Annotated in this window: 21 protein-coding genes, 1 tRNA gene and 1 riboswitch; of the genes, 15 read left to right on the top strand and 7 right to left on the bottom strand. The window is 64.6% G+C overall.

Going from position 1 to position 25,516, the window contains the following annotated elements; all coding sequences use genetic code 11:
* Positions 1-22 precede the first annotated feature (22 nt).
* From ACZIRK_RS12260 to purH, 3 genes are all read left to right on the top strand, one after another.
* Complete coding sequence (locus ACZIRK_RS12260; RefSeq protein WP_130226292.1) at positions 23-1,369, top strand: RsmB/NOP family class I SAM-dependent RNA methyltransferase; 1,347 nt, start codon at positions 23-25, stop codon at positions 1,367-1,369.
* Between the two features lie 190 nt (positions 1,370-1,559).
* Positions 1,560-3,314, top strand: a complete 1,755-nt coding sequence (locus ACZIRK_RS12255; RefSeq protein ID WP_130226293.1) for a heparinase II/III family protein — start codon at positions 1,560-1,562, stop codon at positions 3,312-3,314.
* Positions 3,315-3,470: 156 nt separating this feature from the next.
* A riboswitch (ZMP/ZTP riboswitch) is annotated at positions 3,471-3,552 on the top strand.
* 23 nt (positions 3,553-3,575) lie between these two features.
* Positions 3,576-5,168: a bifunctional phosphoribosylaminoimidazolecarboxamide formyltransferase/IMP cyclohydrolase gene (purH, locus tag ACZIRK_RS12250; protein ID WP_130226294.1), complete on the top strand. Its 1,593-nt coding sequence runs from the start codon at positions 3,576-3,578 to the stop codon at positions 5,166-5,168.
* Between the two features lie 182 nt (positions 5,169-5,350).
* Here the strand turns inward: purH and ACZIRK_RS12245 are convergent, their stop codons facing one another.
* A complete protein-coding gene (locus ACZIRK_RS12245) occupies positions 5,351-6,736 on the bottom strand; it encodes an MFS transporter (protein WP_130226295.1) in 1,386 nt (461 codons plus the stop codon).
* A gap of 219 nt (positions 6,737-6,955) precedes the next feature.
* On the opposite strand from ACZIRK_RS12245, the gene ggt reads away from it, so the two are divergent.
* The 4 genes from ggt (at position 6,956) to ACZIRK_RS12225 (ending at position 12,751) form a co-directional block, all read left to right on the top strand.
* A complete protein-coding gene (gene ggt / locus ACZIRK_RS12240) occupies positions 6,956-8,602 on the top strand; it encodes a gamma-glutamyltransferase (protein ID WP_245474745.1) in 1,647 nt (548 codons plus the stop codon).
* Between the two features lie 339 nt (positions 8,603-8,941).
* Positions 8,942-10,240: an MFS transporter gene (locus ACZIRK_RS12235; protein ID WP_130226297.1), complete on the top strand. Its 1,299-nt coding sequence runs from the start codon at positions 8,942-8,944 to the stop codon at positions 10,238-10,240.
* 19 nt (positions 10,241-10,259) lie between these two features.
* Positions 10,260-11,156: an SDR family oxidoreductase gene (locus ACZIRK_RS12230; protein WP_130226298.1), complete on the top strand. Its 897-nt coding sequence runs from the start codon at positions 10,260-10,262 to the stop codon at positions 11,154-11,156.
* Positions 11,157-11,362: 206 nt separating this feature from the next.
* A complete protein-coding gene (locus ACZIRK_RS12225; protein ID WP_463327387.1) occupies positions 11,363-12,751 on the top strand; it encodes a serine hydrolase domain-containing protein in 1,389 nt (462 codons plus the stop codon).
* A gap of 134 nt (positions 12,752-12,885) precedes the next feature.
* Here the strand turns inward: ACZIRK_RS12225 and ACZIRK_RS12220 are convergent, their stop codons facing one another.
* Positions 12,886-13,551 (bottom strand): glutathione S-transferase, encoded by a 666-nt coding sequence (locus tag ACZIRK_RS12220; RefSeq protein WP_463327386.1) that lies wholly within the window; start codon positions 13,549-13,551, stop codon positions 12,886-12,888.
* A 159-nt stretch (positions 13,552-13,710) separates the two neighbouring features.
* Here ACZIRK_RS12220 and ACZIRK_RS12215 point away from each other — a divergent pair, with 159 nt between their 5' ends.
* The 3 genes from ACZIRK_RS12215 (at position 13,711) to panE (ending at position 16,946) form a co-directional block, all read left to right on the top strand.
* On the top strand, positions 13,711-14,292 hold the full coding sequence (locus tag ACZIRK_RS12215; protein ID WP_130226316.1) for a DUF2239 family protein: 582 nt from the start codon (positions 13,711-13,713) through the stop codon (positions 14,290-14,292).
* Between the two features lie 215 nt (positions 14,293-14,507).
* A complete protein-coding gene (locus tag ACZIRK_RS12210; RefSeq protein ID WP_463327385.1) occupies positions 14,508-15,854 on the top strand; it encodes an MATE family efflux transporter in 1,347 nt (448 codons plus the stop codon).
* A gap of 171 nt (positions 15,855-16,025) precedes the next feature.
* On the top strand, positions 16,026-16,946 hold the full coding sequence (panE, locus tag ACZIRK_RS12205) for a 2-dehydropantoate 2-reductase (RefSeq protein WP_130226301.1): 921 nt from the start codon (positions 16,026-16,028) through the stop codon (positions 16,944-16,946).
* Between the two features lie 102 nt (positions 16,947-17,048).
* Here panE and ACZIRK_RS12200 read toward each other — a convergent pair whose 3' ends face one another.
* The 3 genes from ACZIRK_RS12200 to ACZIRK_RS12190 all read right to left on the bottom strand — a co-directional run bounded on the left by ACZIRK_RS12200 (position 17,049) and on the right by ACZIRK_RS12190 (position 19,595).
* On the bottom strand, positions 17,049-17,627 hold the full coding sequence (locus ACZIRK_RS12200) for a c-type cytochrome (RefSeq protein ID WP_130226318.1): 579 nt from the start codon (positions 17,625-17,627) through the stop codon (positions 17,049-17,051).
* A 175-nt stretch (positions 17,628-17,802) separates the two neighbouring features.
* A complete protein-coding gene (locus ACZIRK_RS12195; protein WP_130226302.1) occupies positions 17,803-19,080 on the bottom strand; it encodes a PQQ-dependent sugar dehydrogenase in 1,278 nt (425 codons plus the stop codon).
* A gap of 440 nt (positions 19,081-19,520) precedes the next feature.
* A tRNA-Gly gene (locus ACZIRK_RS12190) sits at positions 19,521-19,595 on the bottom strand.
* A 399-nt stretch (positions 19,596-19,994) separates the two neighbouring features.
* Here ACZIRK_RS12190 and trxA point away from each other — a divergent pair.
* Both trxA and ACZIRK_RS12180 read left to right on the top strand, forming a co-directional pair.
* Positions 19,995-20,915 (top strand): thioredoxin, encoded by a 921-nt coding sequence (trxA, locus tag ACZIRK_RS12185; protein ID WP_130226303.1) that lies wholly within the window; start codon positions 19,995-19,997, stop codon positions 20,913-20,915.
* Between the two features lie 33 nt (positions 20,916-20,948).
* Positions 20,949-21,623, top strand: coding sequence for an LON peptidase substrate-binding domain-containing protein (locus ACZIRK_RS12180; RefSeq protein WP_028165229.1), 675 nt, complete (start codon positions 20,949-20,951; stop codon positions 21,621-21,623).
* A 147-nt stretch (positions 21,624-21,770) separates the two neighbouring features.
* On the opposite strand, the gene ACZIRK_RS12175 is transcribed toward ACZIRK_RS12180, so the two are convergent.
* On the bottom strand, positions 21,771-22,121 hold the full coding sequence (locus ACZIRK_RS12175; protein ID WP_130226304.1) for a hypothetical protein: 351 nt from the start codon (positions 22,119-22,121) through the stop codon (positions 21,771-21,773).
* 78 nt (positions 22,122-22,199) lie between these two features.
* Between ACZIRK_RS12175 and ACZIRK_RS12170 the strand changes: the two genes are divergently transcribed.
* Together ACZIRK_RS12170 and ACZIRK_RS12165 are read left to right on the top strand one after the other, a co-directional pair.
* Entirely contained in the window at positions 22,200-22,736 is a 537-nt protein-coding gene (locus tag ACZIRK_RS12170; RefSeq protein ID WP_130226305.1) for a TetR/AcrR family transcriptional regulator, read from the top strand.
* 41 nt (positions 22,737-22,777) lie between these two features.
* Positions 22,778-22,975, top strand: coding sequence for a Trm112 family protein (locus tag ACZIRK_RS12165; RefSeq protein ID WP_028165232.1), 198 nt, complete (start codon positions 22,778-22,780; stop codon positions 22,973-22,975).
* Positions 22,976-23,210: 235 nt separating this feature from the next.
* Here the strand turns inward: ACZIRK_RS12165 and ACZIRK_RS12160 are convergent, their stop codons facing one another.
* Positions 23,211-24,431 (bottom strand): ubiquinone biosynthesis hydroxylase, encoded by a 1,221-nt coding sequence (locus ACZIRK_RS12160; RefSeq protein ID WP_130226306.1) that lies wholly within the window; start codon positions 24,429-24,431, stop codon positions 23,211-23,213.
* Between the two features lie 116 nt (positions 24,432-24,547).
* Here ACZIRK_RS12160 and tesB point away from each other — a divergent pair, with 116 nt between their 5' ends.
* On the top strand, positions 24,548-25,408 hold the full coding sequence (tesB, locus tag ACZIRK_RS12155) for an acyl-CoA thioesterase II (RefSeq protein ID WP_028164747.1): 861 nt from the start codon (positions 24,548-24,550) through the stop codon (positions 25,406-25,408).
* Positions 25,409-25,516: the final 108 nt, after the last annotated feature.

Here is a 25,516-nt window from a genome sequence, read left to right as displayed (position 1 = left end):
CTGACTGAGATATTTCCGCTCCATGCCCCCTTCAAGATTTGCAGCGTCGATCGAAGTGCCCGGCCTTGCGGCGCGACGGATCGCAGCCGACATTCTGGACGGCGTTCTGCACAAGCATCGCACGCTCGATGACCAGCTCGATGGCACTGGCGCCCATCCCGGCCTCAAGACGCTTGCCGATCGCGACCGCGCGCTGATGCGCCGATTGGTGTCGACGATCCTGCGCCGGCTCGGAACCCTCGGCCATCTGCTGTCGCGCCTGCTCGACCGCGGCATCCCGACCGATGCGCCGCGTGCGCAGAGCGCGCTTTTGATCGGCGCCGCGCAGATCCTCTGGATGGACGTACCCGATCATGCCGCGGTCGATCTGTCGGTGCGACTCGTGCAATCGGACCGGCGTGCCGCCAAATATGCAGGCCTCGTCAATGCCGTGCTGCGCCGCTGCGCCCGCGAGGGCCATGCGCTGGTCGACGAGGTCAGGACCCAGACGCTGGATCTCCCGCACTGGTTGTTTGCGCGTTGGGCCGCCCATTACGGCGAAGCCACCGCGCGCGAAATGGCGCTTGCCATCGCCAATGAGCCCTCGCTCGACCTCACGGTGAAATCCGACCCCGCGCAATGGGCGAGCCGGCTGCACGGCGAGATGCTGCCGACGGGAACCGTGCGCACGCTGTTGCACGGCTCGGTGACCATGCTGCCGGGCTTTCCGGAAGGGCAATGGTGGGTGCAGGACGCCGCCGCGGCACTTCCGGCGCGGCTGTTCGGCGACATCAAAGGCAAGCGAATCGCCGATCTCTGCGCCGCGCCCGGCGGCAAGACGGCGCAGCTCGCCTATGCCGGCGCACAGGTGACTGCCGTCGATCGCTCGCCGGCGCGGATGGCACGGCTGCGCGACAACCTTGCGCGACTTTCGCTTTCGGCGGAATGCATCGTCGCCGACGCCGTCGAGTGGCCGGGCGGTGGTGATGGCTTCGACGGCATCCTGCTCGACGCGCCCTGCACCTCGACCGGCACCATCCGCCGCCACCCCGATGTGGCCTGGCTGCGGCAGGAGGCCGAGATCGCGACGCTGGCCGCCCTGCAGAAACGGCTGCTGCAAAAGGCGGTCACGCTGCTCAAGTCAGGCGGAACACTGGTCTATTGCACCTGTTCGCTGGAGCCGGAGGAGGGCGAGCAACCCATTGCGGCGCTCCTGGGCAGCGAATCAGGGCTGCGCCGCGCGCCGATCACCCCAAGCGAGGTCGCCGGCCTCTCCGAGCTCGTGACCGCCGACGGCGACTTGCGCACACTGCCCTGCCATCTGCCCCATGCCGATGCGAGGCTCGGCGGATTGGACGGATTCTACGCCGCGCGACTGGTTAAATCCTGATTTCATTGCATTTTCGCCATCGCCGGAGCCCGATCTTCGCGCCAATGGTTTGCGGTTGGCGCGAAGAAAACCGGTGCGCCCTTGTGCGGATCGCGCTGCACCTGATTCGCGCCGTTTCAAGATGGTGTCTTGGCGGCGTTTCCGGATTAAAAGGATTCGCCAGAATCCCTTCTCCCTTCAAAGGTTAGGCGTGTCCGTCGCCCAACGCAGACGCATCTCGACGCTAATCGCTGGCCGCTTCGCGCGCAGCGTGGCCGCGCGCGCCAGCGGCGGAACCGTCGCGCTCTCGCGATTGTGGCCCGGCCGCAGCGACCGCCTGATCATCGCCCCGCATGACCTGCGTACGGCGGATGCCACCCGCGCCGCGGAAATCTATGCCGGCCGCTTCGTGTTCGCCGGCAAGATCGTGACCTGCCACGGCCGTTCGATCTTCGACCTCGAGCCGCCATCGGAGGATTGGGAGGCGGCCCTGCTCGGCTTCGGCTGGCTGCGCCATCTGCGCGTCGCCGATACCGCGCTGACCCGGGCCAATGCGCGTTCCCTGATCGACGACTGGATGTCGAATGCGTCGCGCAAGCGGCCGCTGGAGCGGCGCGCCGACGTGCGGGCGCGCCGTGTCATCTCGCTGTTGTCGCAGGCGCCGCTGGTGCTCAGCGATACCGACGGCAAATTCTACCGAAAATATCTGCGCGGGCTGGGACGCGAGATCCGCCATTTGCGCTACGGCATGGTCGATGCCGCCGATGGCGTGCCGCGGCTGCAGGTCCTGATCGCGCTGTGCTACGCCTCGCTCTGCCTTGCCAACCAGGCCCGCCACGTCCGCTCGGCGACGCGACGTCTGTCCGACGAATTGCAACGGCAGATCCTGCCCGATGGCGGCCACATCTCGCGCAATCCCGGCGCGCTGGTGGAACTGCTCAGCGATATGCTGCCGCTGCGCCAGACCTTCGCCGCTCGCAACATCGCCCCGCCGCCGGCGCTGCTCAACGCCATCGATCGCATGATGCCGATGCTGCGCTTCTTCCGCCATGGCGATGGCAGCTTCGCGCTGTTCAACGGCATGAGCACCGCGCCGTCCGACCTCGTCGCGACACTCTTGGCCTATGACGACGCCCACGGCGCACCGATGGCGAGCATGCCGCATACCGGCTATCAGCGGCTCGACGCCGGCAACATGACCGTGATCATCGACACCGGCCCGCCGCCGCCGCCCAGCATCAGCCAGGATGCCCATGCCGGATGTCTGTCGTTCGAGCTTTCATCCGGACCGAGCCGGATCGTCGTCAATTGCGGCATGCCTGCCACCGGTCGCGACAATTGGCGGCCGTTCGCGCGCTCGACGGCGGCGCATTCGACACTGACCTATCACGACACCTCATCCTGCCAGTTCGTCGAGATGTCCGCGATGAAGCGCCTGCTCAAGGGCGCGCCGATCACCAGCGGCCCGAGCAATGTCGAGAGCTATCGCGAGGCAACCGGCAATGGCGATGTCCTGACGACCTCGCATGACGGCTATCTCTCGCGCTTCGGCGTCATCCACCACCGCGTGCTGATGGCGGCGCAGGACGGCTCGCGGCTCGACGGCGAGGACACGGTGTCGCCGCCATCAGGTGGCCGCATCAAGGGCCACGACAGCGAATACGCCCTGCGGTTTCACCTGCACCCGTCGGTGAAGGCGAGCCGGCTTTCGGATGCCCGCGGCGTCATGCTGGTCTTGCCGAACCGCGACGTCTGGACCTTCGAGGCGGTCGACGACAAGGTCGATCTCGAGGACAGCGTGTTCCTCGCCGGCAATGACGGCCCGCGCCGCACCTCCCAGATCGTGATCCGGCAGGATGCAAGGCAGGTCTCCACCATCCGCTGGAGTTTCGTCCGCTCGAGCACTTCGGCGTCGGTCACCAATGCACGCCGCAATGCACGACGGGAGCCGGAACTTCCGCTGTAGAGCGTTTTCGAGCGAAGTGGATACCGGTTCGCGTGAAGAAAACGCGTCAAAACAAGAGTCTAGAGCTTCGGTTCAATCAGAACCGAAGATGCTCTAGACGCCCGCCGTCCAGACCTATTGGGCCGTTGTGAAGATCGTCGAAAGCTGCTAACGAGCACTCGCTCGCGCGACTGGCGACCTTGGATGGAGCACCATCGGGAAGCGCGGGATCTATCTGCCGCGCGCCTGGGCATAGGTACTCCCTAACAGAGGATCTTGCCCATGACTGACACGACCCGCCGCGTCACCCGCGCCCTCCTTTCCGTTTCCGACAAGACCGGCCTGATCGAGTTCGCCCGCGCGCTCGCCGTCCATGGCGTCGAGCTCGTCTCCACCGGCGGCACCGCGAAAGCGATTGCCGGCGCCGGCCTCAAGGTGAAGGACGTTTCCGACCTCACCGGCTTCCCCGAGATGATGGACGGCCGGGTCAAGACCTTGCATCCCAAGGTGCATGGCGGCCTGCTCGCGATCCGCGACAACAAGGAGCATGCGGCGGCCATGCAGGCCCACGGCATCGCGCCGATCGACCTGCTCGTCGTCAATCTCTATCCGTTCGAGGCCACCGTCGAGAAGGGCGCCGATTTCGAAGAGTGCATCGAGAATATCGACATCGGGGGTCCCGCGATGATCCGCGCCGCGGCGAAGAATCATGACGACGTCGCCGTGATCGTCGAAGCGCAGGACTATCAGGCGGTGCTCGACGAGCTCGCGACCAACAAGGGCGCGACCACGCTCGCGCTTCGCCGCCGCCTCGCCGCCAAGGCCTATGCCCGCACCGCGGCCTATGACGCGGCGATCTCGAACTGGTTCGCGAAGGAGCTCAACACCGAGGCGCCGGATTTCCGCGCCTTCGGCGGCAAGCTGATCCAGAAGCTGCGCTATGGCGAGAACCCGCACCAGAGCGCCGCGTTCTACGCGACGCCGGAGAAACGCCCCGGCGTCGCCACCGCGCGGCAGGTGCAGGGCAAGGAACTGTCCTACAACAACATCAACGACACCGATGCGGCCTATGAATGCATCGGCGAGTTCGACGCCAAGCGCACCGCTGCCTGCGTCATCGTCAAGCACGCCAATCCCTGCGGCGTCGCCGAGGGCACCGATCTCGTCAGCGCCTATCGCAAGGCGCTCGCCTGCGATTCGACTTCTGCTTTTGGTGGCATCGTCGCCGTCAACCGCACGCTCGATGCGGACGCCGCGCGCGCGATCACCGAGATCTTCACCGAAGTCATCATCGCGCCTGACGCGACCGATGAAGCGATCAAGATCGTCGCGGCGAAGAAGAATCTCCGTCTTCTGCTCGCCGGCGGCCTGCCCGATCCGCGAAGCGTCGGCCTCACCGCCAAGACCGTCGCCGGCGGGCTATTGGTGCAGAGCCGCGACAATGCCGTGGTCGACGACATGGCGCTGAAAGTCGTGACCAAGCGCGCGCCGTCGGATGCCGAGCTGCGCGATCTCCAATTCGCCTTCCGCGTTGCAAAGCACGTGAAGTCGAACACCATCATCTACGCCAAGGATCTCGCCACCGTCGGCATCGGCGCCGGCCAGATGAGCCGGGTCGATTCGGCCCGCATCGCCGCGCGCAAGGCGCAGGACGCCGCAGCCGAATTGAAGCTCGCCGAGCCGTTGACCAGGGGCTCGGTCGTCGCCTCGGATGCGTTCTTCCCGTTTGCCGACGGCATGCTCGCCTGCATCGAGGCCGGCGCCACCGCGGTGATCCAGCCCGGCGGCTCCATGCGCGACGACGAAGTCATCAAGGCCGCCGACCAGCACGGCATCGCCATGGTGTTCACCGGCGTGCGGCATTTCCGGCATTGAGCCGGGATCACGCTCCGCACCATCCGCGCTACCCGCCGTCGTCCCGGCCTTGAGCCGAACCTCACCCGTCATTGCGAGCGCAGCGAAGCAATCCACGTCTCCGCAAGTGGCGCGATGGATTGCTTCGCTTACGCTCGCAATGACGACTTCGTCGTCCCGGCTCAAGGCCGGGACGACGGGAGTTAATCCCGCACCCGCAATATCAGCGCCAGCCCCCCAAGGAAGAACAGCACCAGCACCGCCATGCCGGCCTTCTGGCTCGCGGTTGCTGCGGTGATGGCGCCGATCAGGAGCGGGCCCATGAACGACGTCACCTTCCCCGTCAGCGCGAACAATCCGAAATATTGCGCGATTCGATCCCTCGGCGCGAGCTGGATGAGAAGCGTGCGCGAAGCCGCCTGCAACGGCCCGCCGGCGGCGCCGATCAGACAGCCAAGCACGAGATAGGCGCGCTCGGCCGCGCCAGCGAACAGCGCACCGCCCGGTTCGGGCGGCGCAACCGGCACGAACAGGATCGAATCCTTGTCGACCAGCAGAATAGCTGCGATCGAGAACAAGAGGATGACCAGGCTGCCCACGATCACGCGCTTCGGCCCCAGGAGATCGTCGAGCTTGCCGCCTAGCCAGGCGCCGAACACGCCGGCGATTGCGAGGATGATGCCGAACGTACCGATCTGGATCGTGCGCCAGCCGAAGGTCCCGGCAGCGTAGATGCCGCCGAAGGCGAACAGCGACACCAGCCCATCGGCATAGATCATGTTGGCGAGCAGGAACGTCGCCACCGATTTCCGCCTTGGCAATTCGCCGATCGTTTGCCTCAGTTCGCGCAGACCTTCGCGCAGCGCCTGCCGCACCGGCCGCTTCGCCGGATAGTCCGGTGTGAACAGAAACAGCGGCGTCACGAACAGGATGAACCACAGCCCCGTCAACGGCCCGGTGATGCGATCGCCCGCATGCGTGGCGGGATCGAGCCCGAACAGCGGCTTGAAACCGAACAGCGTGCGCCCGCTGTCGGGGCTCGCCGCGAGGAAGCCGAGCACCAAAAACAGGCTAAGCACGCCGCCGACATAGCCGGTAGCCCAGCCCGTTCCTGACAGCCGCCCGATCCGGTTCGGCGGCACCAAGGTCGGCATCATCGCATTGTTGAAGACGGTGGCGAATTCCGCGCCGACAGAGGCGAGCGCATAGGCGAACAGAAGCGGCGGGATGATACTGGCATCGCCGGGCCGGCCGATCCACATCAGGGAGGAACCGAGCACGAGCAGCGCGCCGAAGCCTGCGATCCACGGCTTGCGTCGGCCGCTCGCATCCGCAATAGCGCCGAGCACCGGCGACATCAGCGCGATCGCAAGTCCCGCTGCAGCGGTGGCAAAGCCCCACATCGCCTGTCCGCTCGCCGGATCGGGCGCGACGAAACCTGCAAAATAGGGCGCGAAGACGAAGGTCGTGATCAGCGTGAAATAAGGCTGCGCGGCCCAGTCGAAAAAGATCCAGCTAACGACGGCGGCACGGCCTGGATATCCCTTCGGCAACTCCGCGTTGCCTGCCTCGCTGATTGCCATGTCCATGCGAAAATCGTCCTGCCCCAATCACGAACAGGCGCTTTGCCTGTCGGCTTCAAATCCATATAGCATGCGGTCCCGACGCGAGCGCTTCACTTCGGCTCCAACCGCGGCGAAATATTGATGACAACTTCCTCAAATGGTTGGCGCAGGATTGTCGCGACTGTCGTGCTCGTGGTCTTCACCATCATGCCGGCGGCCGCGCAGGAACAGCGCCGCTTCTACATGCCACCGGCTGCCGACACCATGCGGGGCATTGCGGCCGAACATGGCATGGTGGTGGCGCAGGAAAAGCTGGCAGCGCGCGTCGGCGCCGACATCATGCGCCAGGGCGGCAATGCCGTCGATGCGGCAGTCGCGACCGGCTTTGCCATGGCGGTGACCTATCCGCGCGCCGGTAATATCGGCGGCGGCGGTTTCATGGTGATCCACCTTGCCGACCGCAACGAGGATGTCGCGATCGACTATCGCGAGACCGCTCCCAGCGCCATCACCCGCGACATCTTCCTCAATGCCGAGGGCAAGCCCGATCCCGACAAGTCGCGCAATTCCGCGCTCGGCATCGGCGTGCCCGGCACCGTTGCCGGTCTCGCGCTGGCGCTTCAGAAATATGGCTCGGGGAAATTCACGCTGGCGCAGATCGTCAAACCCGCGATCGATCTGGCGCGCGACGGACTTCCCGTTGCTGACGATATCGCGGACACGCTGCCGGACATGTATCGCCGCATGTCGCGCTGGCCGAACTCGGCCAGGACGTTCTCCCGCGTCGATGGCTCGCCGCTGCATGAGGGCGACACGCTGATTCAGAGCGATCTTGCGGCCACGCTCACCGCAATCGCCGAACAGGGTCCGCGCGGCTTCTACGAAGGGCCGGTCGCGGAAAAACTCGTCAAGGCTATCAGCGATGCCGGCGGCATCATGGCGCTGGACGATCTGAAATCCTATCAGCCCGTGATCCGCACGCCGGTGCGCGGCACCTATCGGGGATATGACATCGTCTCGATGCCGCTGCCTTCCTCTGGTGGCATCGTGCTGCTGGAGATACTGAACATCCTCGAAGGTTTCCAGATGTCCGACATGAAGCAGGGCTCCGCCTCCTCGCTCCATGTCATGATCGAAGCGATGAAGCGCGCCTATGCCGATCGCGCCCGCTATCTCGGCGATCCCGCTTTCATCAACGCGCCGACACTCGCTTTGCTCGACAAGGATTATGCCGCCAAGCAGCGTGCCACCATCGACCTTGCCCGCGCCACGCCCTGGGCCGAAGCGGCAGCAGTGCCGCCGCAACGCGAAGGCTCCAACACCACCCATTACTCCGTGGTCGACGCCAGCGGCAATGCAGTCAGCAACACCTATACGCTGAACTTTCCCTATGGCGTCGGCCTCGTCGCGGAGGGCACCGGCGTGCTGCTCAACAATGAGCTCGACGATTTCACCGCCGCGCCCGGCGCCTCGAATGCATTCGGCCTGGTCGGCTTCGAGGCCAATCTGCCCGGTCCGGGAAAACGGCCGTTATCGTCGATGTCGCCGACCATCGTGCTGAGGAACGGCAAGCCAGTGCTGGTGACCGGAACACCCGGTGGCAGCCGCATCATCTCGGCCGTGACGCAGGTGATCGTCGATGTCATCGACTATAAAATGGATATCGCCGCCGCCGTCGCCGCTCCGCGCGTGCATCATCAATGGCTGCCGGATGAAGTGCGGATCGAGAAGGGATTTCCCGATGACGTGCTGGCCGAGCTCAGGGCCAAAGGCCACAAGCTGGTCGAGCCGCTCGGCTATTCCTCCGCCAACTCGATCCTGCTGACATCGAACGGCCCGCTCGGCGCCCCGGATCCGCGCACTCGCGGCGCCGAAGCGGCGGGGTATTGACGGAGGCGGTTGGCTAAAGCGTAGGGTAGGCAAAGCGCGGCGTGCCCACCACCAAGACTCTTCCAGTTGATGTGCCCTCTCCCCTTGTGGGAGAGGGCTGTTCCGATCTAGCCACGAATTCGCTTCGGTGAGGGGTCTCTCTCCACCAACGCCTCCGCCTGCGGAGACAATCCCTCGTCCGTCGCGCATTGCATGCGCGCCACCTTCTCCCACAAGGCGAGAAGGGAAGGCCGCCGACCCTACATCTTTTTGCGGAACCATCGCGATAAATTTAACTTTCCCGCAAACCGGCCGCATGCAATAGCGCCAATCAAGAAGAAACTCGCGGAGACCTCGAACATGACGATATCGGAGCCATCGAAGGCGGTGGAAGTCGCCGAAATCCACGACACGAGCCTGCTCGCCTTCTACCGCGACATGAACCTGCAGGAGCGGCGCACCTTCTGGGCGTGCGCCTCGGGCTGGGCGCTCGACGGCATGGATTTCATGATCTATCCGCTGGTGATCGGCACCATCATCACCCTGTGGAAGGTCGATCCCGGCACCGCGGGCCTTGCGGGAACGGTGACGCTGCTCTCGTCGGCCATCGGCGGCTGGCTCGGCGGCTATCTCGCCGACCGCATCGGCCGCGTCAGGACGTTGCAGCTCACCATTCTCTGGTTCTCGTTCTTCTCGCTGGTCTGCGCGGTCGCGCAGAACTTCGATCAACTCCTGATCGCGCGGGCAGTTCTGGGCCTCGGCTTCGGTGGCGAATGGGCGGCGGGCGCGGTGCTGATGGGCGAAGCGATCCGGCCGCAATATCGCGGGCGCGCGGTCGGCTCGGTGCAATCGGGCTGGGCCGTCGGCTGGGGTCTTGCGGTGCTCGCGCAGGCGATCCTGTTCTCGATCCTGCCGGCGGAAATCGCATGGCGCTGGATGTTCGTGATCGGCGCGCTGCCGGCGCTCCTGGTGTTCTATCTGCGCCGCTACGTCACCGAGCCCGAGATCGCCGCTGCCACGCGCCAAAAGCAGCAGGCCGCGGGCGACCGGCCGTCGCTGTGGGAGATCTTCCACGGACCGATCCTGAAGACGACCATCCTGGCGTCGTTGGCGGCGACCGGCTGCCAGGGCGGCTACTACGCCATCACCTTCTGGGTACCGCGCTTCCTCACCACCGAGCGGCACCTTTCGGTGGTCACCTCGACCGGTTATCTCGCCGCGCTGATCATCGGCTCGTTCATCGGCTATCTTGTCGGCGCCTGGCTCGCCGATCGTATCGGGCGTCGGAACCTGTTCCTGACCTTCTCGCTCGGCGCCATCGCCGTCGTGCTGGTCTATACGCAAGTGGAGATCAGCAACGAATTGCTGTGGGTGCTGGGCTTTCCGCTCGGCTTCTTCGCGTCAGGCTATTTCTCCGGCATGGGCGCGTTCCTGACCGAGCTCTATCCGACGCGGCTGCGCGGCTCCGGACAGGGCTTCTGCTATAATTTTGGCCGCGGCATTGGCGCGCTGTTCCCGTTTCTCGTCGGCGCGCTCTCGACCACGACCTCGCTCGCCAACGCGATCGCGATTTTCGCGGTCGCCGCTTACGCTGTATTCTTCCTGGCCGCCTACGCGCTGCCGGAGACGCGCGGACGGGTGTTGCATGCTGAGGGATAAATAACACGGGAGGGTTCGGATGACGTCGCTCAAGGGCAAGACACTGTTCATCACCGGCGCGAGCCGCGGCATCGGGCTCGCGATGGCGCTACGGGCGGCACGCGATGGCGCCAATATCGCGATCGCCGCCAAGACCACCGAGCCGCATCCGAAACTCAAGGGCACGATCTATACCGCCGCAGACGAGATCCGCGCCGCCGGCGGCAAGGCGCTGCCTGTTATCTGCGATATCAGGGACGAGGCGCAGGTGATCACGGCGATCGACAAGACGGTCGGGGAATTCGGCGGCATCGACATCTGCGTCAACAATGCCAGCGCGATCGGCCTGACCACCTCGCAGGCCACCGACATGAAGCGGTTCGACCTGATGATGGGCATTAACACGCGCGGCACCTTCATGGTGTCGAAATACTGCATCCCACATTTGAAGAAAGCGGCGAACCCGCACATTTTGATGCTGTCGCCGCCGCTCGATATGAAGACAAAGTGGTTCGAGAACTCGACCGCCTACACGATGGCGAAATACGGCATGAGCATGTGCGTGCTGGGGCTGTCGGGCGAATTGCGATCGGCTGGTGTCGCCGTCAACGCGCTATGGCCGCGTACGACGATCGCGACCGCCGCGGTCGGCAATCTCCTCGGCGGCGACGCCATGATGCGCGCCAGCCGCACGCCCGAGATCATGGGCGATGCCGCGCATGTCATCCTGACCAAACCGGCACGCGAATTCACCGGGCAGTTCTGCATTGACGACAAGGTGCTCTATGACAGCGGCGTGCGCGATTTCGAGCGCTACCGCGTCGATCCGTCGCGGCCGCTGATGTCCGACTTCTTCGTGCCCGACGACGACGTGCCGCCGCCCGGCGTCACCGTTCAGCCGCTGCCCTCCGTTGGCGAAGCGCAGAAGTCGCGGTAAGACTCAACGACACGATCGCGGGCCCTCTCCCTCTCCCCGTCCTTCACGGGGAGAGGGGCGGTGTGAGGGGCTGTCTCCGCGCGCACGGTGATAGGTGGACTCGCGGAGAGTCCCCTCACCCGGAATTCAAGCTCCGCTTGAATTCCGACCTCTCCCCGTAAGCGGGGCGAGGTAGAGTACCACTCAGCTTCAGCGCGGAGGAATTTGTGGGCTGGCAGAAATGGATCGCGGCAGCAATCGCGTTCGCCGCCGCGGTGGCGGTTGCCGCCTACTTCCGTCCCGATCGGGCCGTTCGTGTCGCGACGGGCGTGGTCGCACACAATGTGTGTTCCAAAGTGTTCGTCTCTGGCCTCGATCCGGAGACGGTGTTTTCGGAAACGATCGATCGGGCCGGCATCCGCAGACTGCGTCCGCTGCTACGCTTTGCGCTCGACCGCACCGGCAAGACCGTCGATGCGTCGGTTGTGGGATGGCTGACAAGCCGCGCCGCCTTTCACGACGGACTCGGTTGCGTGCTGCTGCACGGTAGAAAAGCGCCTTATGTGCTCAAGAGCGATATCGACGCGCTGAAGGTGGCAAAAGCGCCGCCGCTGCTTGAGGAGATCGGGGGCCCTGAACCTGTCGAGCCTTCGGACCCAGCGCTAGAAGCGGCACTCGATCATGCCTTCGAGGAGCCGTCGGAACCGCCACTCCGGCGCACCAAGGCGGTGGTGGTCGTCCATAACGGCAAGGTGATCGCCGAGCGCTATGCCGAGGGCATCAGTGTCGACACACCGCTGCTTGGTTTTTCCCTGACCAAGTCGGTGATCAATGCGCTGATCGGAATCCTGACGCAACAAGGCGTGGTCACGCCGTCGATGCCGGCGCCGATTCCGGAATGGCGCGGCAGGAATGATCCGCGTCGCGAGATCGAGGTCGAGCACCTCATGCGCATGACCTCAGGGCTGGCGCTGGACGAGACCAATTCGGGCTTCGATCCCTCGAGCCAGATGGTCTACCTGCGTGACGACATGGCGGGCTTTGCAGTGAAGGCACCGCTGATGGCGCCGCCCGGCACTCGCTGGCATTATTCGAGCCCCTCGACGCAACTCCTGGCGCGGATCATCCGCGATGCCGTCGGCGGGCCCGAACAGACGCTCGCCTTTGCCTGGCGCGAATTGTTCAACCCGCTCGGCATGCGCAGCGTTACGTTGGAGTTCGACGGCAGCGGCACGCTGCAGGGCACCGCCTACATGCTGGCGAGCGCCCGGGACTGGGCCCGTTTCGGGCTGCTCTATCTCAATGACGGCGTGGTCGGCGGCAAGCGGTTGTTGCACGAGGACTGGGTGGACTTTTCCGCCGCCCCAACCCTGAAGACCGACTATGGCGCGGGCTTCTGGACCAACCGCGGCGAACACCGGAATGCCAAGGCCCGCGTCGCGCTCGGCATTCCGCGCGACGCCTTCTTTGCCTCTGGTGATCTCGGCCAGCGCATCGTCATCATGCCGACGCAGCGCCTCGTCGTTGTCCGCCTCGGCAACAGCGTTGATCGGACCGGCGACATGCGCGGATTGGCGCGGCTGGTGAAAGAGGTGATCGCGGCGGTGGGGCAGTGAGACTCCCTCGTCCCGCTCTTGCGGGGTGAGGGGCTGCCTCCGCGAATTCGATGGACAGGAGTGTGCGGTCAGTCCCCTCACCCGGCGCTGCGCACCGACCTCTCCCCGCAAGAGCGGGGAGAGGTGAGCCACATCTACCGTCCGACCTGATACGGCCCGCCCTTCTCCAGCGCGCGGGCGTAGGCCGGGCGCGCGTGAATGCGTTCGAGGAAGGCCATGCACTTCCGGTGCCCCTCCTCCAGCCCGGCGCGCGCGGAAGCTGCTTCCAGCGGAAAGCTCATCTGGATGTCGGCGGCGCTGAACTCATTGCCTGCGAACCACTCGCTCTTGCCGAGCTCCGCCTCCCAGAACGCCATGTGCTGCTTGAGCTGCGGATTGACCAGCGCCGTCAGCACCTGGTTGGAGACCTTGCGCACGAGCGGGCGCAGCAAGGAGGGCGCGCGTTTCGGCATTGTCGTGAACAGCAGTTTCAACAGCAGCGGCGGCATCGCCGAGCCTTCGGCATAATGCAGCCAATAGGTGTAACGCAGCCGTTCCGGCGTCTCGGCCGCCGGGATCAGGCGTCCCTGGCCATAGGCGCCGAGGATGTATTCGACGATCGCGCCCGATTCCGCGATCGTGTTGCCCTTGTCGGTGATGACCGGCGACTTGCCGAGCGGATGGACGACCAGAAGCTCCTTCGACGCGCGCATGTCCGGCTGGCGCTGATAGCGCACGATCTCATAGGGCACGCCGAGCTCTTCGAGCAGCCACAGCACCCGTTGCGAGCGCGAATTGTTGAGGTGATGAACGGTCAGCACGGCGTCCCCCGGAATTCGAAAAACTTACCGGGCGTTCCGTATCAGGCAATCGCCAGATTCGCGATTGGCCGAGCGGCCAAATTATTTACCCGGGTGATATTGACACCTGAATTATACCCGGGCATAAATTGCTGAACACAGATTAACCAGATGTCTCAGATGAATCAGACCTTTACGGCCTTCGAAGGCCAGCGGCGCCTCGCCGCCGGGCCCCTGCCGGAAGTGGCGCTGGCGATCAAACGGGCCGGCCAGAGCGCCGAGCCGATTGCGATCTTCTGCGACGGGACCGGACGCGCCCTCGATCTGGACCTTCGCGGCAGCGATGACGAGATCCTGGCACGGCTGCCAACATCGGCTCCGCCAGGTGAAGCGCCGGAGCTGGCGCCGAGCGAGCCGCGTGGCCGCGGCCGGCCGAAACTCGGCGTGGTCGCGCGCGAGGTGACGCTGTTGCCGCGCCATTGGGAATGGCTCAACGCGCAGCCCGGCGGCGCCTCGGTCGCGCTCCGCAAGCTCGTCGACGAAGCCCGGCGCAGCAGCGGCGACCGCGACCGTCAGCGCGCCGCGCGCGATGCCGCCTATCATTTCATGTCGGCGATGGCTGGCAACCTGCCGAAATTCGAGGAGGCCTCGCGCGCCCTGTTCGCGGACGACCGCCGCCGCTTTATCAGCGAGATCGCCGACTGGCCGCCGGACATTCGCGACCACGTCGTCAAGCTCGCCTACAGCGACCGCGCGGATTAGCGCGTGGAACTAAGCCACAACGGAGCTGCACCCCCTCTCCCGCTTGCGGGAGAGGGTTGGGGTGAGGGTGTCTCCGCGGCGGGATTCTTCAGGTGGTGAGAGCCCTCACCCGGATCGCATCTAACGATCCGACCTCCCCCGCAAGCGGGGGAGGTGAACTCGCGGCACGACTGATTCAATCAACGACCTATCACATTTCAACAGGTACCCTTTCCATGTCCAAGCCGCCGCTCTGGAGGACCTTCCTCGCCTTCCTGCTGCCGATGATGCTGAGCAACATCCTGCAGGCGCTGTTCGGCACCATCAACAACATCTATCTGGGACAGATGATCGGAGTCGAGGCACTCGCAGCGGTCTCGGTGTTCTTCCCGGTGATGTTCTTCCTGATCGCTTTCGTGATGGGCTTGAGCTCGGGCGCGACCGTGCTGGTCGGCCAAGCCTTCGGCGCCGGCCAAGTCGACAAGGTCAAGGCGGTGGCCGGCACGACGCTGACGGTCGCGCTGCTGCTGGCGAGTGGAATCGCGCTGTTCGGATTGCTGTTCACGCGCGAACTCCTGGTCGCGCTCGCCACACCATCCGACATTCTCGATGCCGCCACCTCCTACGCGCAGACCATGATGGTCACGATGCCGCTCACCTTCGCCTTCATCCTGGCCAGTTCGATGCTGCGTGGTGTCGGCGACACGCTCACGCCGCTGTTCGCGCTCGCGATTTCGACCGTCATCGGCCTCGTGGTGACGCCGGCGCTGATCCGCGGCTGGCTTGGCCTGCCGCATCTCGGCGTCGCCAGCGCGGCCTGGGCCTCGGCGGTATCGAGCCTGCTGACACTGGTGTGGCTCAACCTCTATCTGTGGCGACGACGCCATGCGCTGGCTTTCGATGGCGCGTTCCTGCGCGCGATGCGGCCGGACGGCAGGTTGCTGCGAACCGTGTTGCGGCTCGGCATTCCCGCAGCGCTCGGCATGGTCGTGATGTCGCTTGCCGAGCTGGTGCTGCTCGGCCTCGTCAACGGTTTCGGCTCCAATGCCACGGCGGCCTATGGCGCCGTCAACCAGGTCTTGAGCTACGTGCAGTTTCCCGCGCTGTCGATCGCGATCGCGGTCTCGATCTTCGGCGCGCAAGCGATCGGCCGTGGCGAGGCCAGCCAGATCGGCGCGATCGTCGGCACCGGGTTGAAGATGAATCTGGTCCTGACCGGCGGACTGGCCGTGCTCGGCTATCTGTTCTCCCGCACGCTGATGGGCTTTTTCATCACCGACCCCGCCGTGCTCGAGCTCGCGCAGGGACTGCTGCATATCGTGCTGTGGAGCTCGGTCCTGTTCGGGATGTCGACGGTGTTTTCGGGGGCGATGCGTGCCGGCGGCACGGTCTGGATGCCGCTGTTGATCTCCGCCCTCGCGATCGCGCTGGTCGAGATCCCGTCCGCCATCATCCTCAGCCGGCTGATCGGCATCGAGGGGGTGTGGGCCGCCTATCCGATCACCTTCTGCACCATGTTCCTGCTGCAGATGGGCTATTACATGCTGGTCTGGCGGAAGCAGACGGTCGAGCGTCTGATTTGACCGGGAAGGGAGATCATCCCTATATGATGATGATCATCATATAGTAGACGGGCCGCGCGGATCGCGCCACAATAGGGGCCAAGGAGAAAAACCGAAGGGCAGGAGGGTCGCCTCCCTATTTGACAGTCCGTTCACCCGTCCACCTCTCAAGCAACAACAAGGAATCATCCCATGCGCGTTCTCGTCGTCGGCGCCGGTGCGATCGGCGGATATTTCGGTGGGCGGCTGCTGCAGGCCGGCCGTGACGTCACATTCCTGGTCCGCCCCAAGCGCGCATCCGAACTCGCCGCCGCAGGCCTCGTGATCAAGAGCCCGAACGGCGATGTGACATTGAAGAATCCGCCGACGGTGCAGGCGGACAAATTGAACGAGACATTCGACGTCGTGCTATTGAGCTGCAAGGCATTCGACCTGGAGGACGCCATCAAGTCGTTCGCGCCGGCGGTCGGACCGAACACCGCCATCATCCCGCTGCTGAACGGCATGCTTCACCTGAACGCACTCGACAAGAAATTCGGCGCCGAGCATGTGCTCGGCGGTCTCTGCGCGATTGCGGCGACGCTCAATGAAGCACGCGAGGTGGTGCAGCTTCAGCCGATGCAGTCGCTGACCTTCGGCGAACGCGACGGCAAGATGTCCGACCGCGTGCGCGCGATCGCGGAGGTGTTTTCCGCCATCAACGGCGCCACCGCCAGCGATCATGTGATGCAGGACATGTGGGAAAAGTGGGTGTTCCTGGCTTCGCTCGCGGCTTCCACCAGCCTGATGCGCACCTCCGTCGGCAACATCCTGGCGGCGCCCGGCGGCAAGGATTTCCTGCTCGGCATCCTCGACGAGTGCAGCGCGGTAGCGGCCGCTGAAGGCTATGCGCCGGGTGGACCGTTCTTCGAGCGCGTCAAGGGCATGCTGACCGCCGCGGGCTCGCCGATGACCGCCTCGATGTTCCGCGACATCAAAGCCGGCTTGCCGGTCGAAGCCGATCACGTGATCGGCGATCTCGTCGCCCGCGCCGACGCCGCCAAGATTCCCGTACCGAAGCTGCGCACGGCGTATACGCACCTGAAAGCGTACGAATTGCAGCGGGGCGAGTAGTCTTGTAGCCCGGGTGAAGCGCAGCGCAACCCGGGGCAGGTCTCTCCGCGGCGTACAGTGTTCCCGGCTTACGCTTCGCTCCACCCGGGCTACGGCATCTCGTCAAAGATGCGCGAGATAATGCGCCAGTGCGGTGATCTCTTCGTCGCTCAGGGGATAGGCGACCTCGGCCATCGCGGCCATGCCGCCGCCAGAGCGCGCGCTGGACTTGTAGTCGTGCAGCGCCTTGACGAGATAATCCTCGCGCTGGCCAGCGATGCGCGCCACCGCCTTGTTGCCGGCATAGCTGTCGGTATGGCATGACGCGCAGCGGCGGCCGGCGGCGGCCTGCTTGCCCTTTTCCGACAGATCAGGATCGTCGTCCTTCGGGCCCTTCGGCGGCGGCAGCGATGAGAAATAGGCGCCGAGATTGCGGATGTCGTCGTTGTTGAGCTGCTCGACGATCGGCTGCATCAGCTCGTTCTTGCGGGTGCCGGCGCGGAAGAACACGAGCTGCCATTGGATGAACTGATCCGGCTGGCCGGCGAGCGAGGGGATGTTCTCGGTCTGCGAAACGCCATTCTCGCCATGGCATGAGACGCACATCTCGGCCTTCTCCTTGCCGGCCGCGACATCGGCGGCGCGGGCGGGAAGTGCGCAGGCAGTCACTGCTAGCAGTATTGCGGCCAATACAATCCGCATTTTCATTCCTCTCACTCGTCATTGCCGGGCTTGACCCGGCAATCCATCCCGCAAAAGTGGTTCTTTCTGGATGGATGCCCGGGTCGAGCCCGGGCATGACGATTGGACCGATTCGTAACAAGAATTGCAGGCTGCAGCCGCCGTCCGGCCGCCGCAGCCCCCGTTGGTCACAGTCTCACTTCTTGCTGTAGCTGATGCGATAGATCGCACCGGCCCAATCATCCGCAACGAGGATCGAGCCGTCCTTGTCGAGGATGATGTCAGCAGGGCGGCCGAGATAATTCTGGTCGCCTTCGATCCAGCCCGACGCGAACACTTCCTGCTTGGCGTTCTTGCCGTCGGGACCGACGATCACGCGCACGATGCGCGCGCCCTGGTACTTGTGCCTGTTCCAGGAGCCATGCTCCGCGATCAGGATGTTGTTCTTGTAGTCCGCCGGGAATTGGTTGCCGGTGTAGAACTTCATGCCGAGTGGCGCGACATGGGCCCCTAAGTTGAGCACGGGCGGCGTGAACTCCGAGCATTTATGCCCCATCGCGAATTTCGGATCGGGCAGGTCGCCCTGGTGGCAATAGGGATAGCCGAAATGCTCGCCGATCCTCGAGATCATGTTGAGCTTGTCACTCGGCAGATCGTCGCTGATCCAGTCGCGCGCGTTCTCCGTGAACCAGTAGCGGCCGGTGCGCGGATCGACATCGCCGCCGACGCTGTTGCGCACCCCGAGCGCCCAGATTTCCGCGTTGCCGGTCTTGGGATCGACACGGCGGATCTGCGAGAGGCTGGTCGGGGGGATGCCGATGTTGAAGGGCGGTCCGAACGGAATGTAGAACCAGCCGTCCTTGTCGACAGCGATATATTTCCAGCCATGCGCGGCATAGGAGGGCATGTCGTCATAGACCACCTTGCCCTGGCCGAGATTGTCCAGATTGGCTTCCGCATTGTCGTAGCGGATCAGCTTGTCGACCGCGATCACGTAGAGCGCGCCGTCGCGGAAGGCGAGACCGGTGGGCATGTTCAGCCCCTTGAGGATGGTCTTGACCTCTTTCTTGCCGTTGTTGTCCTTGATCGCGTAGACGTTACCGAGCCCGAATGAGCCGACGAACAGCGTGCCCTTGTCGCCCCAGGCCATCTGCCGCGCGGCGAGCACGTTCGAGGCATAGACCTCGATCTTGAAGCCCTGCGGCAGCTTGATCTTCTTGATCAGCGCCGCCAGCTCGGAGTCGGAGGCGCCGGTCGGCGGTCCCGATGGTGGGGCGAGGCCCTTTTGCGCTTCGGTCTCATCGCCCAGGAACCAGTCATCCGGCGGATGGGTCCAGAATTCCTTGGTGCCGGATTCGTATTTCTTCAGCTCCCTGCCCTTGTCCTGCTGCTGTTGTGCGTTGGCAAAGCCAGTCCCCGCCACGAGGGCGATGGTGGCAAGCGCAAGAATGGAACGATTGAAAACCGATTGCATCGCGTTACTCCCCTAATCCAGCCGGACGGCTGGCTCTTTATTGATTCTAACGAGACGATCGTGGTGGCCTGCGAGAGATAGGCCAGAGCGGAAAATGTTAGCACATCCCCCGCGCGAGAGAAGCGCAGGCGATCAACGCCGCATTCGAGCGAGGTCAAGACAAGTTGAGAGGTTCGCTTACGCTGTTTTCCTGCGAAGCATCAGCGATGTCATTGCGCCGCAATATTCGTTTGAAGCTAACGCCTCTCGCAGCGTCACCGCCGACAATTTCGATTGGCCAGAGAAATCAATCATCGGATGAATGGTTGAGCAGCCATCGAGCCGGGCCGCGCCTCTCGCCGGAGAGGTCTTAGCACGGGCTCGCTTCGTCGGAGGGAAGGCAACCGCGCACGGCACGGGCGCGGGGCTACAAGTAAAAGCCGGTCCGGCGGATGGGAAATTGGAGCGGGCGAAGGGGCTCGAACCCTCGACCCCGACCTTGGCAAGGTCGTGCTCTACCACTGAGCTACACCCGCATCCTGATGACGACGATCGCTCGCCGGCAACGGCAGAGCTATGCCAAAAGCGGACCGCGAATGCAACAGGCCCGAAGGCGGCTAAATCGCCTCATTTGACCAGAAATGGGGACGAGGGCCCAAAAGCAACGCGGCGAGGAGCGTTTCGGTGGCGGCTCGCCGCGTTTTTCGCCTGGGAACCCGCTTTTCCCGACCTCAGGCCGCCACGGCTGATTCGCCTCGAGCAGCCCTGCAAACTCCGGCCGCATTTGGTCGCGCCCCTGCATGACCGGCCTGCGGCGGAACGAGCAGGGCGCCTGCCGATTGAAATTTGACGCGAAACCGCCATTTAGCTGACGGGTGTTCAGTTCCGGCCGTGCTAGAACAGGCGCCAATCTCGGGACATCAGGCGAGGATATCGTGACGATAGTTGAGCAGGGCGGCGGTCCGGCGCCGCAGGCAGGCGATCTGATCAAGGAAACGACCACCCAGACGTTCGTCAAGGACGTCATCGAGGAGTCGAAGCGCCAGCCGGTGCTGATCGATTTCTGGGCGCCCTGGTGCGGCCCGTGCCGCCAGCTCACCCCGATCCTGGAAAAGGTGGTGACCAACGCCAAGGGCCGGGTCAAGCTTGTCAAGATGAACATCGACGAGCATCCGTCGATCCCCGGTCAGATGGGCATCCAGTCGATCCCCGCCGTCATCGCCTTCGTCAACGGCCAGCCCGCCGACGGCTTCATGGGCGCGATCCCGGAGAGCCAGGTCAACGCCTTCATCGAGCGGCTGACCAAGGGCGTCCCGGCCGCGGGCGAGCCGAACATCGCGGAAATCCTGAAAGAGGCCGACGCCGTGCTCGCCGAAGGCGACGCCGCGGCCGCGGCGCAGATCTATGCCGAGGTGCTCGGCATCGACGCCACCAATATCGCCGCACTCGCCGGTCTCGCCAAATGTTATGTCACGACAGGCGCGATCGACCAGGCTAAGCAGACGCTCGGCATGGTGCCGGAGTCCAAGCGCAACGATCCGGCCGTCAAGGCCGTGCAGGCCGCGATCGACCTTGCCGAGCAGGCCGAGTCGGTCGGTCCGATCGGCGAACTGGAAGAGAAAGTCGCCGCAAATCCGCTCGATCATCAGGCGCGGTTCGATCTTGCCACCGCGCTGAACGCGATGGGCAAGCGCAGCGAGGCGACCAACCAGCTCCTGGAGATCGTCAGGCGCGATCGCAAGTGGAACGACGACGGCGCGCGCAAGCAGCTCGTCCAGTTCTTCGAAGCGTGGGGCGGGGCGGATGAAGCGACCGTCGAGGGACGAAAGCGGCTGTCGACGATCCTGTTCTCTTAGCTAGAGCGCGCGCGCATAACACCGGGGCCACAGATGCCGATCAATGCCGAATATCGGGGCCCGGCCGAGCTTCCCGAGGTAATCCCGGTCTTTCCGCTTGCCGGCGCGCTATTGTTGCCGCGCGGCCAGATGCCGCTCAACATCTTCGAGCCCCGCTATCTTGCGATGGTCGACGACTCCTTCCGTGACGGCCATCGGCTGATCGGCATGATCCAGCCCGACGTGACGCATTCGCACAATGAGGAGAAGCCGGCGTTGTTCCGCGTCGGCTGCGTCGGCCGCATCACCCAGCTCGCCGAATCCGGCGACGGCCGCTATATCCTCGAACTCACCGGCGTGGCGCGCTTCAAGGTGGTGGAGGAGCTCAACGTCCTGACCGCGTACCGCCAGTGCAAGGTCGACTTCTTCTCCTTCTCGGGTGACTTCGTCGCGCGCAAGGGCGAGGAGGACGTCGACCGCGAAGCGCTGCTCTCGGTGTTGACAGACTTCCTCAAGGCCAACAATTTGAAGGTCGACTGGGCCGGCATCGAAGCCGCGCCCAACGAGGCGCTGGTCAACGCGCTCGCAATGATGTCGCCCTATGGCCCGGCGGAGAAGCAGGCGATGCTGGAAGCGCCTGACCTCAAGACCCGCGCCGAAATCCTGATCGCGGTGACCGAGATGGATCTCGCCAAGAAGCGCACCAGCGGCGATCCCCCGCTGCAGTGATTTTCCGCGCGTCCCGTCGTTCTCCTCCGCCGTCATTCCGGGGCGTCCGAAGGACGAACCCGGAATCCATTTCTCCACGAGCGCATGCGGCCCAATGGATTCCGGGTTCACGCTGCGCGTGCCCCGGAATGACAGCGTCATATTTGGCTAATACCCCGCGACCGCCATCGCCACCACGGCGGTGAGCGCCATCCAGCCGAAATGCCGGCCGCGCGTCGCGACCGCATTGGCGAGGGCCGCGAAAGCGAACACGCAGGCCAGCGTGACGACGATCCAGTGCCGCGCCACCTCCGAGGCCATCCAGGGCGCGGCGAGCAAGAGCACGCCGCCGCCGATCCACGCCACCGTGCCGGCCTGCCAGACCAGGCGGATCAGCGTGCGCAGCCGCGCCGGTTCGATCGTCATTTTCGGAAACACCTTGAACTCGCCGAGGTAACCGTGGATCAGCGCCGCCGCGATCGCGGCGAGGCCGGAACATTGCAGCAGGATATCGCGCATCGTTCGCCTCCATACAGGTGTGTATGGTTATCGCGCGCGCATTGGCGCCTGTCAATACACTGGTGTATGGTGGGCGACATGACCGATCAGCTTTCCGCCAAGGACTGGCTCGACCAGGGCCTGAAAGCGCTGGCAAGACGCGGCTTCACCGCGCTGAAGGCCGACCCCTTGGCAAAGGAGATGGGCGTCTCCCGCGGCAGCTTCTACTGGCACTTTGCCGACATCGCCGCCTACCACGCCGCCATCCTGAAACATTGGCGCGAGATAGCTGCGGAGCGGATCATCGTCGATGTCGAGGCGGCAGCGACAGGTTCCGACGCACTCGCCGTGCTGCTGCGACGCGTGTTTTCCGAAAAGCCGGCGCTGGAAAATGCGGTGCGAAGCTGGGCGAGCGTCAACGCTTCAGCGCGCGCCGCCGTGCAGGCGATCGACCAGCGGCGGCTCGGCTATGTCGAAGGCCTCCTGAAGCGGGCGGGTCTCACCGAGGGCGTCGCCCGCGCCCGCGCGCAAATTCTTTATTGGGCATTCCTCGGCCACGCGCTGACGGAGCAGCCGCTGCCGAAAGCAAGACAGCAGGCGATCGTCGACGAGCTTTTGCGGATGGCGGCGCGCTGATCGAATGTGATAAAGACGAGCCGTCAAGCTGGAAGACCATCATGAACTCCCCGACCGATCATCTCGAAAGCACCGCCGATCCAAAACTCCTGGAAATCCTGGTCTGTCCGATCACCAAGGGCCCGCTGGAGTTCGACGCGGCTCGCCAGGAATTGATCTCGCGCTCCGCAAAGCTCGCTTATCCGATCCGCGACGGCATCCCGATCATGCTGCCGGAAGAAGCGCGCAAGATCGAGTGATGGATTTGAGCCGTCATTGCGAGGAGCGATAGCGACGAAGCAATCCATTGCGCCGCAAACGGGGAGATGGATTGCTTCGCGGAGCCTGTCGTCGGGCGGCGCTTCGCGCCGACCCGGTGGCTCGCAGTGACGATCCCGGTTCGTAGCCCGGATGGAGCGCAGCGCAATCCCGGGCCGCAACGTCCGCTTGCAGGGGATTTCCCGGATTACGCTGCGCTTCATCTGGGCTACGGAGCTACAGCGCCTCGCCCTTCAACAGCCGCGGCACTTCGCCCGACAGCCCCGCCGCCTGACGGATGAACAAGCTCTTCAGCGGCGGCAGGCGGTCGACGACGCCAAGCCCGACGTCGCGCACGGTCCTGAGCAGCGTCGATTCGTTGGAGAACAGGAAGTTCAGCGAATTGGTCGCAACTCCCATCGCCATGGTGTCGAAGCGGCGCCAGCGCTGGTAGCGCTCGAGCACATCGGCTTGGCCGAGATCGATGCCGAGCCGCGCCGCATCGACCACCACTTCCGCCAATGCCGCGACATCCTTCAGGCCCATATTGAGCCCTTGGCCTGCGATGGGGTGGATCAGATGCGCTGCGTCGCCGACCAGCGCCAGCCGCTCGGCGATGAAGGAGCGCGCGACGAAATAGCCGAGCGGAAACGCGCGCGGCTTGTCGAGCGCCTTGACCTCACCGAGATGCAAACCAAAACGCCGCTCCAGCTCGTCGTGGAATTCGGCCTCGCTCAAGCCGACGATGCGGGACGCTTCCTTGCGGTTCTCGGTCCACACCAGCGAGGAGCGTTTTCCCTTCAGCGGCAGGATTGCGAATGGACCCGCGGGCAGGAAATGCTCTTCGGCGCGGCCCTGGTGATCGCGCTCATGGCCGACGGTGACGACGATGCCGGACTGATCGTAGTCCCAGCCATGGGTGACGATGCCGGCGCGCTCGCGCAGCTTCGAACGGGCGCCATCGGCGGCGACCAGCAAGCTCGCTTCGATCGCACTGCCATCCGCGAGCGTCACGCTGACGAGATCGGCATTGGCCTCATAGGTCGAAACCGCGCTCGCGCGCAGATCAATGCCTGCGGCCTCGGCGTGGGCCACCAGCTCGTCGATCAGCAGCCTGTTCTCGACCATATGCGCAAACGGCTCGCCGGGCTCGACATCGCCGGCAAAGGTCAGGAACACCGGCCGCGTCGCATCGTCGAGCCGCGAATCGGTGACGACCATGTCGAGGATCGGCTGCGTCGTGTCGGCGATCTCGGCCCAGATGCCGATCGCCTCGAACAGCCGGCGGCAGGCGGCGACGATCGCGGTCGCCCGCGGATCGCGGCTTGGGCGCTGCCCAAGCGCCGGATCGACCACGATGACGGGGATTTCCGTCCCAAGCCCCTGCCGCAGCGCCAGCGCCAGCGCCAAGCCCGCAAAAGCGCCCCCGCAAATGACAATGCCTCGTTGTGCCGACATGCAAGTCCCTTACGCGCTCATGCCCTCAGAGTATGCTTGCTACCTGATAATAGCTGGGCGAAACAGTGGCACCAAACAAGGTACTTAATGCCGCGCAACAAAATGGAAGGCCATCCATGTCAAAAAGCCTGATTGACCTGCTTTCCATCCTGGATCTTGAGCCGCTCGAGGTGAATCTGTTCCGCGGCAACAGCCCGAAAACGAGCTGGCAGCGGGTGTTCGGCGGGCAGGTGATTGGCCAGGCGATGGTTGCAGCCTGCCGCACGGTCGAGGGCCGGCTGCCGCATTCGATCCATTGCTATTTCATCCTGCCGGGCGATCCTCAGGTCCCGATCATCTACCAGGTCGAGCGGCTGCGCGACGGCAAGAGCTATTCGACCCGCCGCGTCACCGCGATCCAGCACGGCAATGCCATCTTCTCGATCATGGTGTCGTTCCATGCCGAGGAGCAGGGCGCCTTCGATCACCAGGAGAAGATGCCGGACGTGCCGCCGCCGGAAAAGCTCACCGCGGAGGAAGTGTCGAAGCAGCCGATGTTCCGCGAGATGCCGGACTTCATCCGCCGCTACTATGAATCCGATCGGCCGATCGAGCTGCGCCCGGTCGAGCTCGGCCGCTATTTCGGCCAGAAGATCGACGAAGGCCGCATCCATGTCTGGATCCGCACCGCGGCAAAACTGCCAGACGACCCCGCACTGCATCTGTGCGCGCTCGCTTATGCCTCCGACTTCTCACTGCTCGACGCGATCATGGCGCGCTACGGCCGCACGCTGTTCGACAAGCGCATGATGCCGGCAAGCCTCGATCACGCGATGTGGTTTCACCGCCCGTTCCGCGCCGACGAATGGCTGCTCTACGCGCAGGATTCGCCGAGCGCACAAGGCGGCCGCGGCTTGACGCGCGGCATGATCTTCAAGCCCGACGGCACGCTGGTGGCGTCAGTGGCACAGGAAGGTTCGGTGCGCGAGAGGAAGTAGCGCGCGGTAGAGCTGGGATAGCGGCGAAGGTTGCGATGCCCCACCTCTCCCCGATGGGGAGAGGTGAGGTGCCTCCGACGCGAAACTAACCCGAGGTCGTCTTGCCCT

This window comes from Bradyrhizobium sp. Leo114 (genome assembly GCF_055229415.2).
The sequence above is the reverse complement of the archived record's forward strand: the minus strand, read 5'-3'. Positions and strand labels throughout refer to the sequence as shown.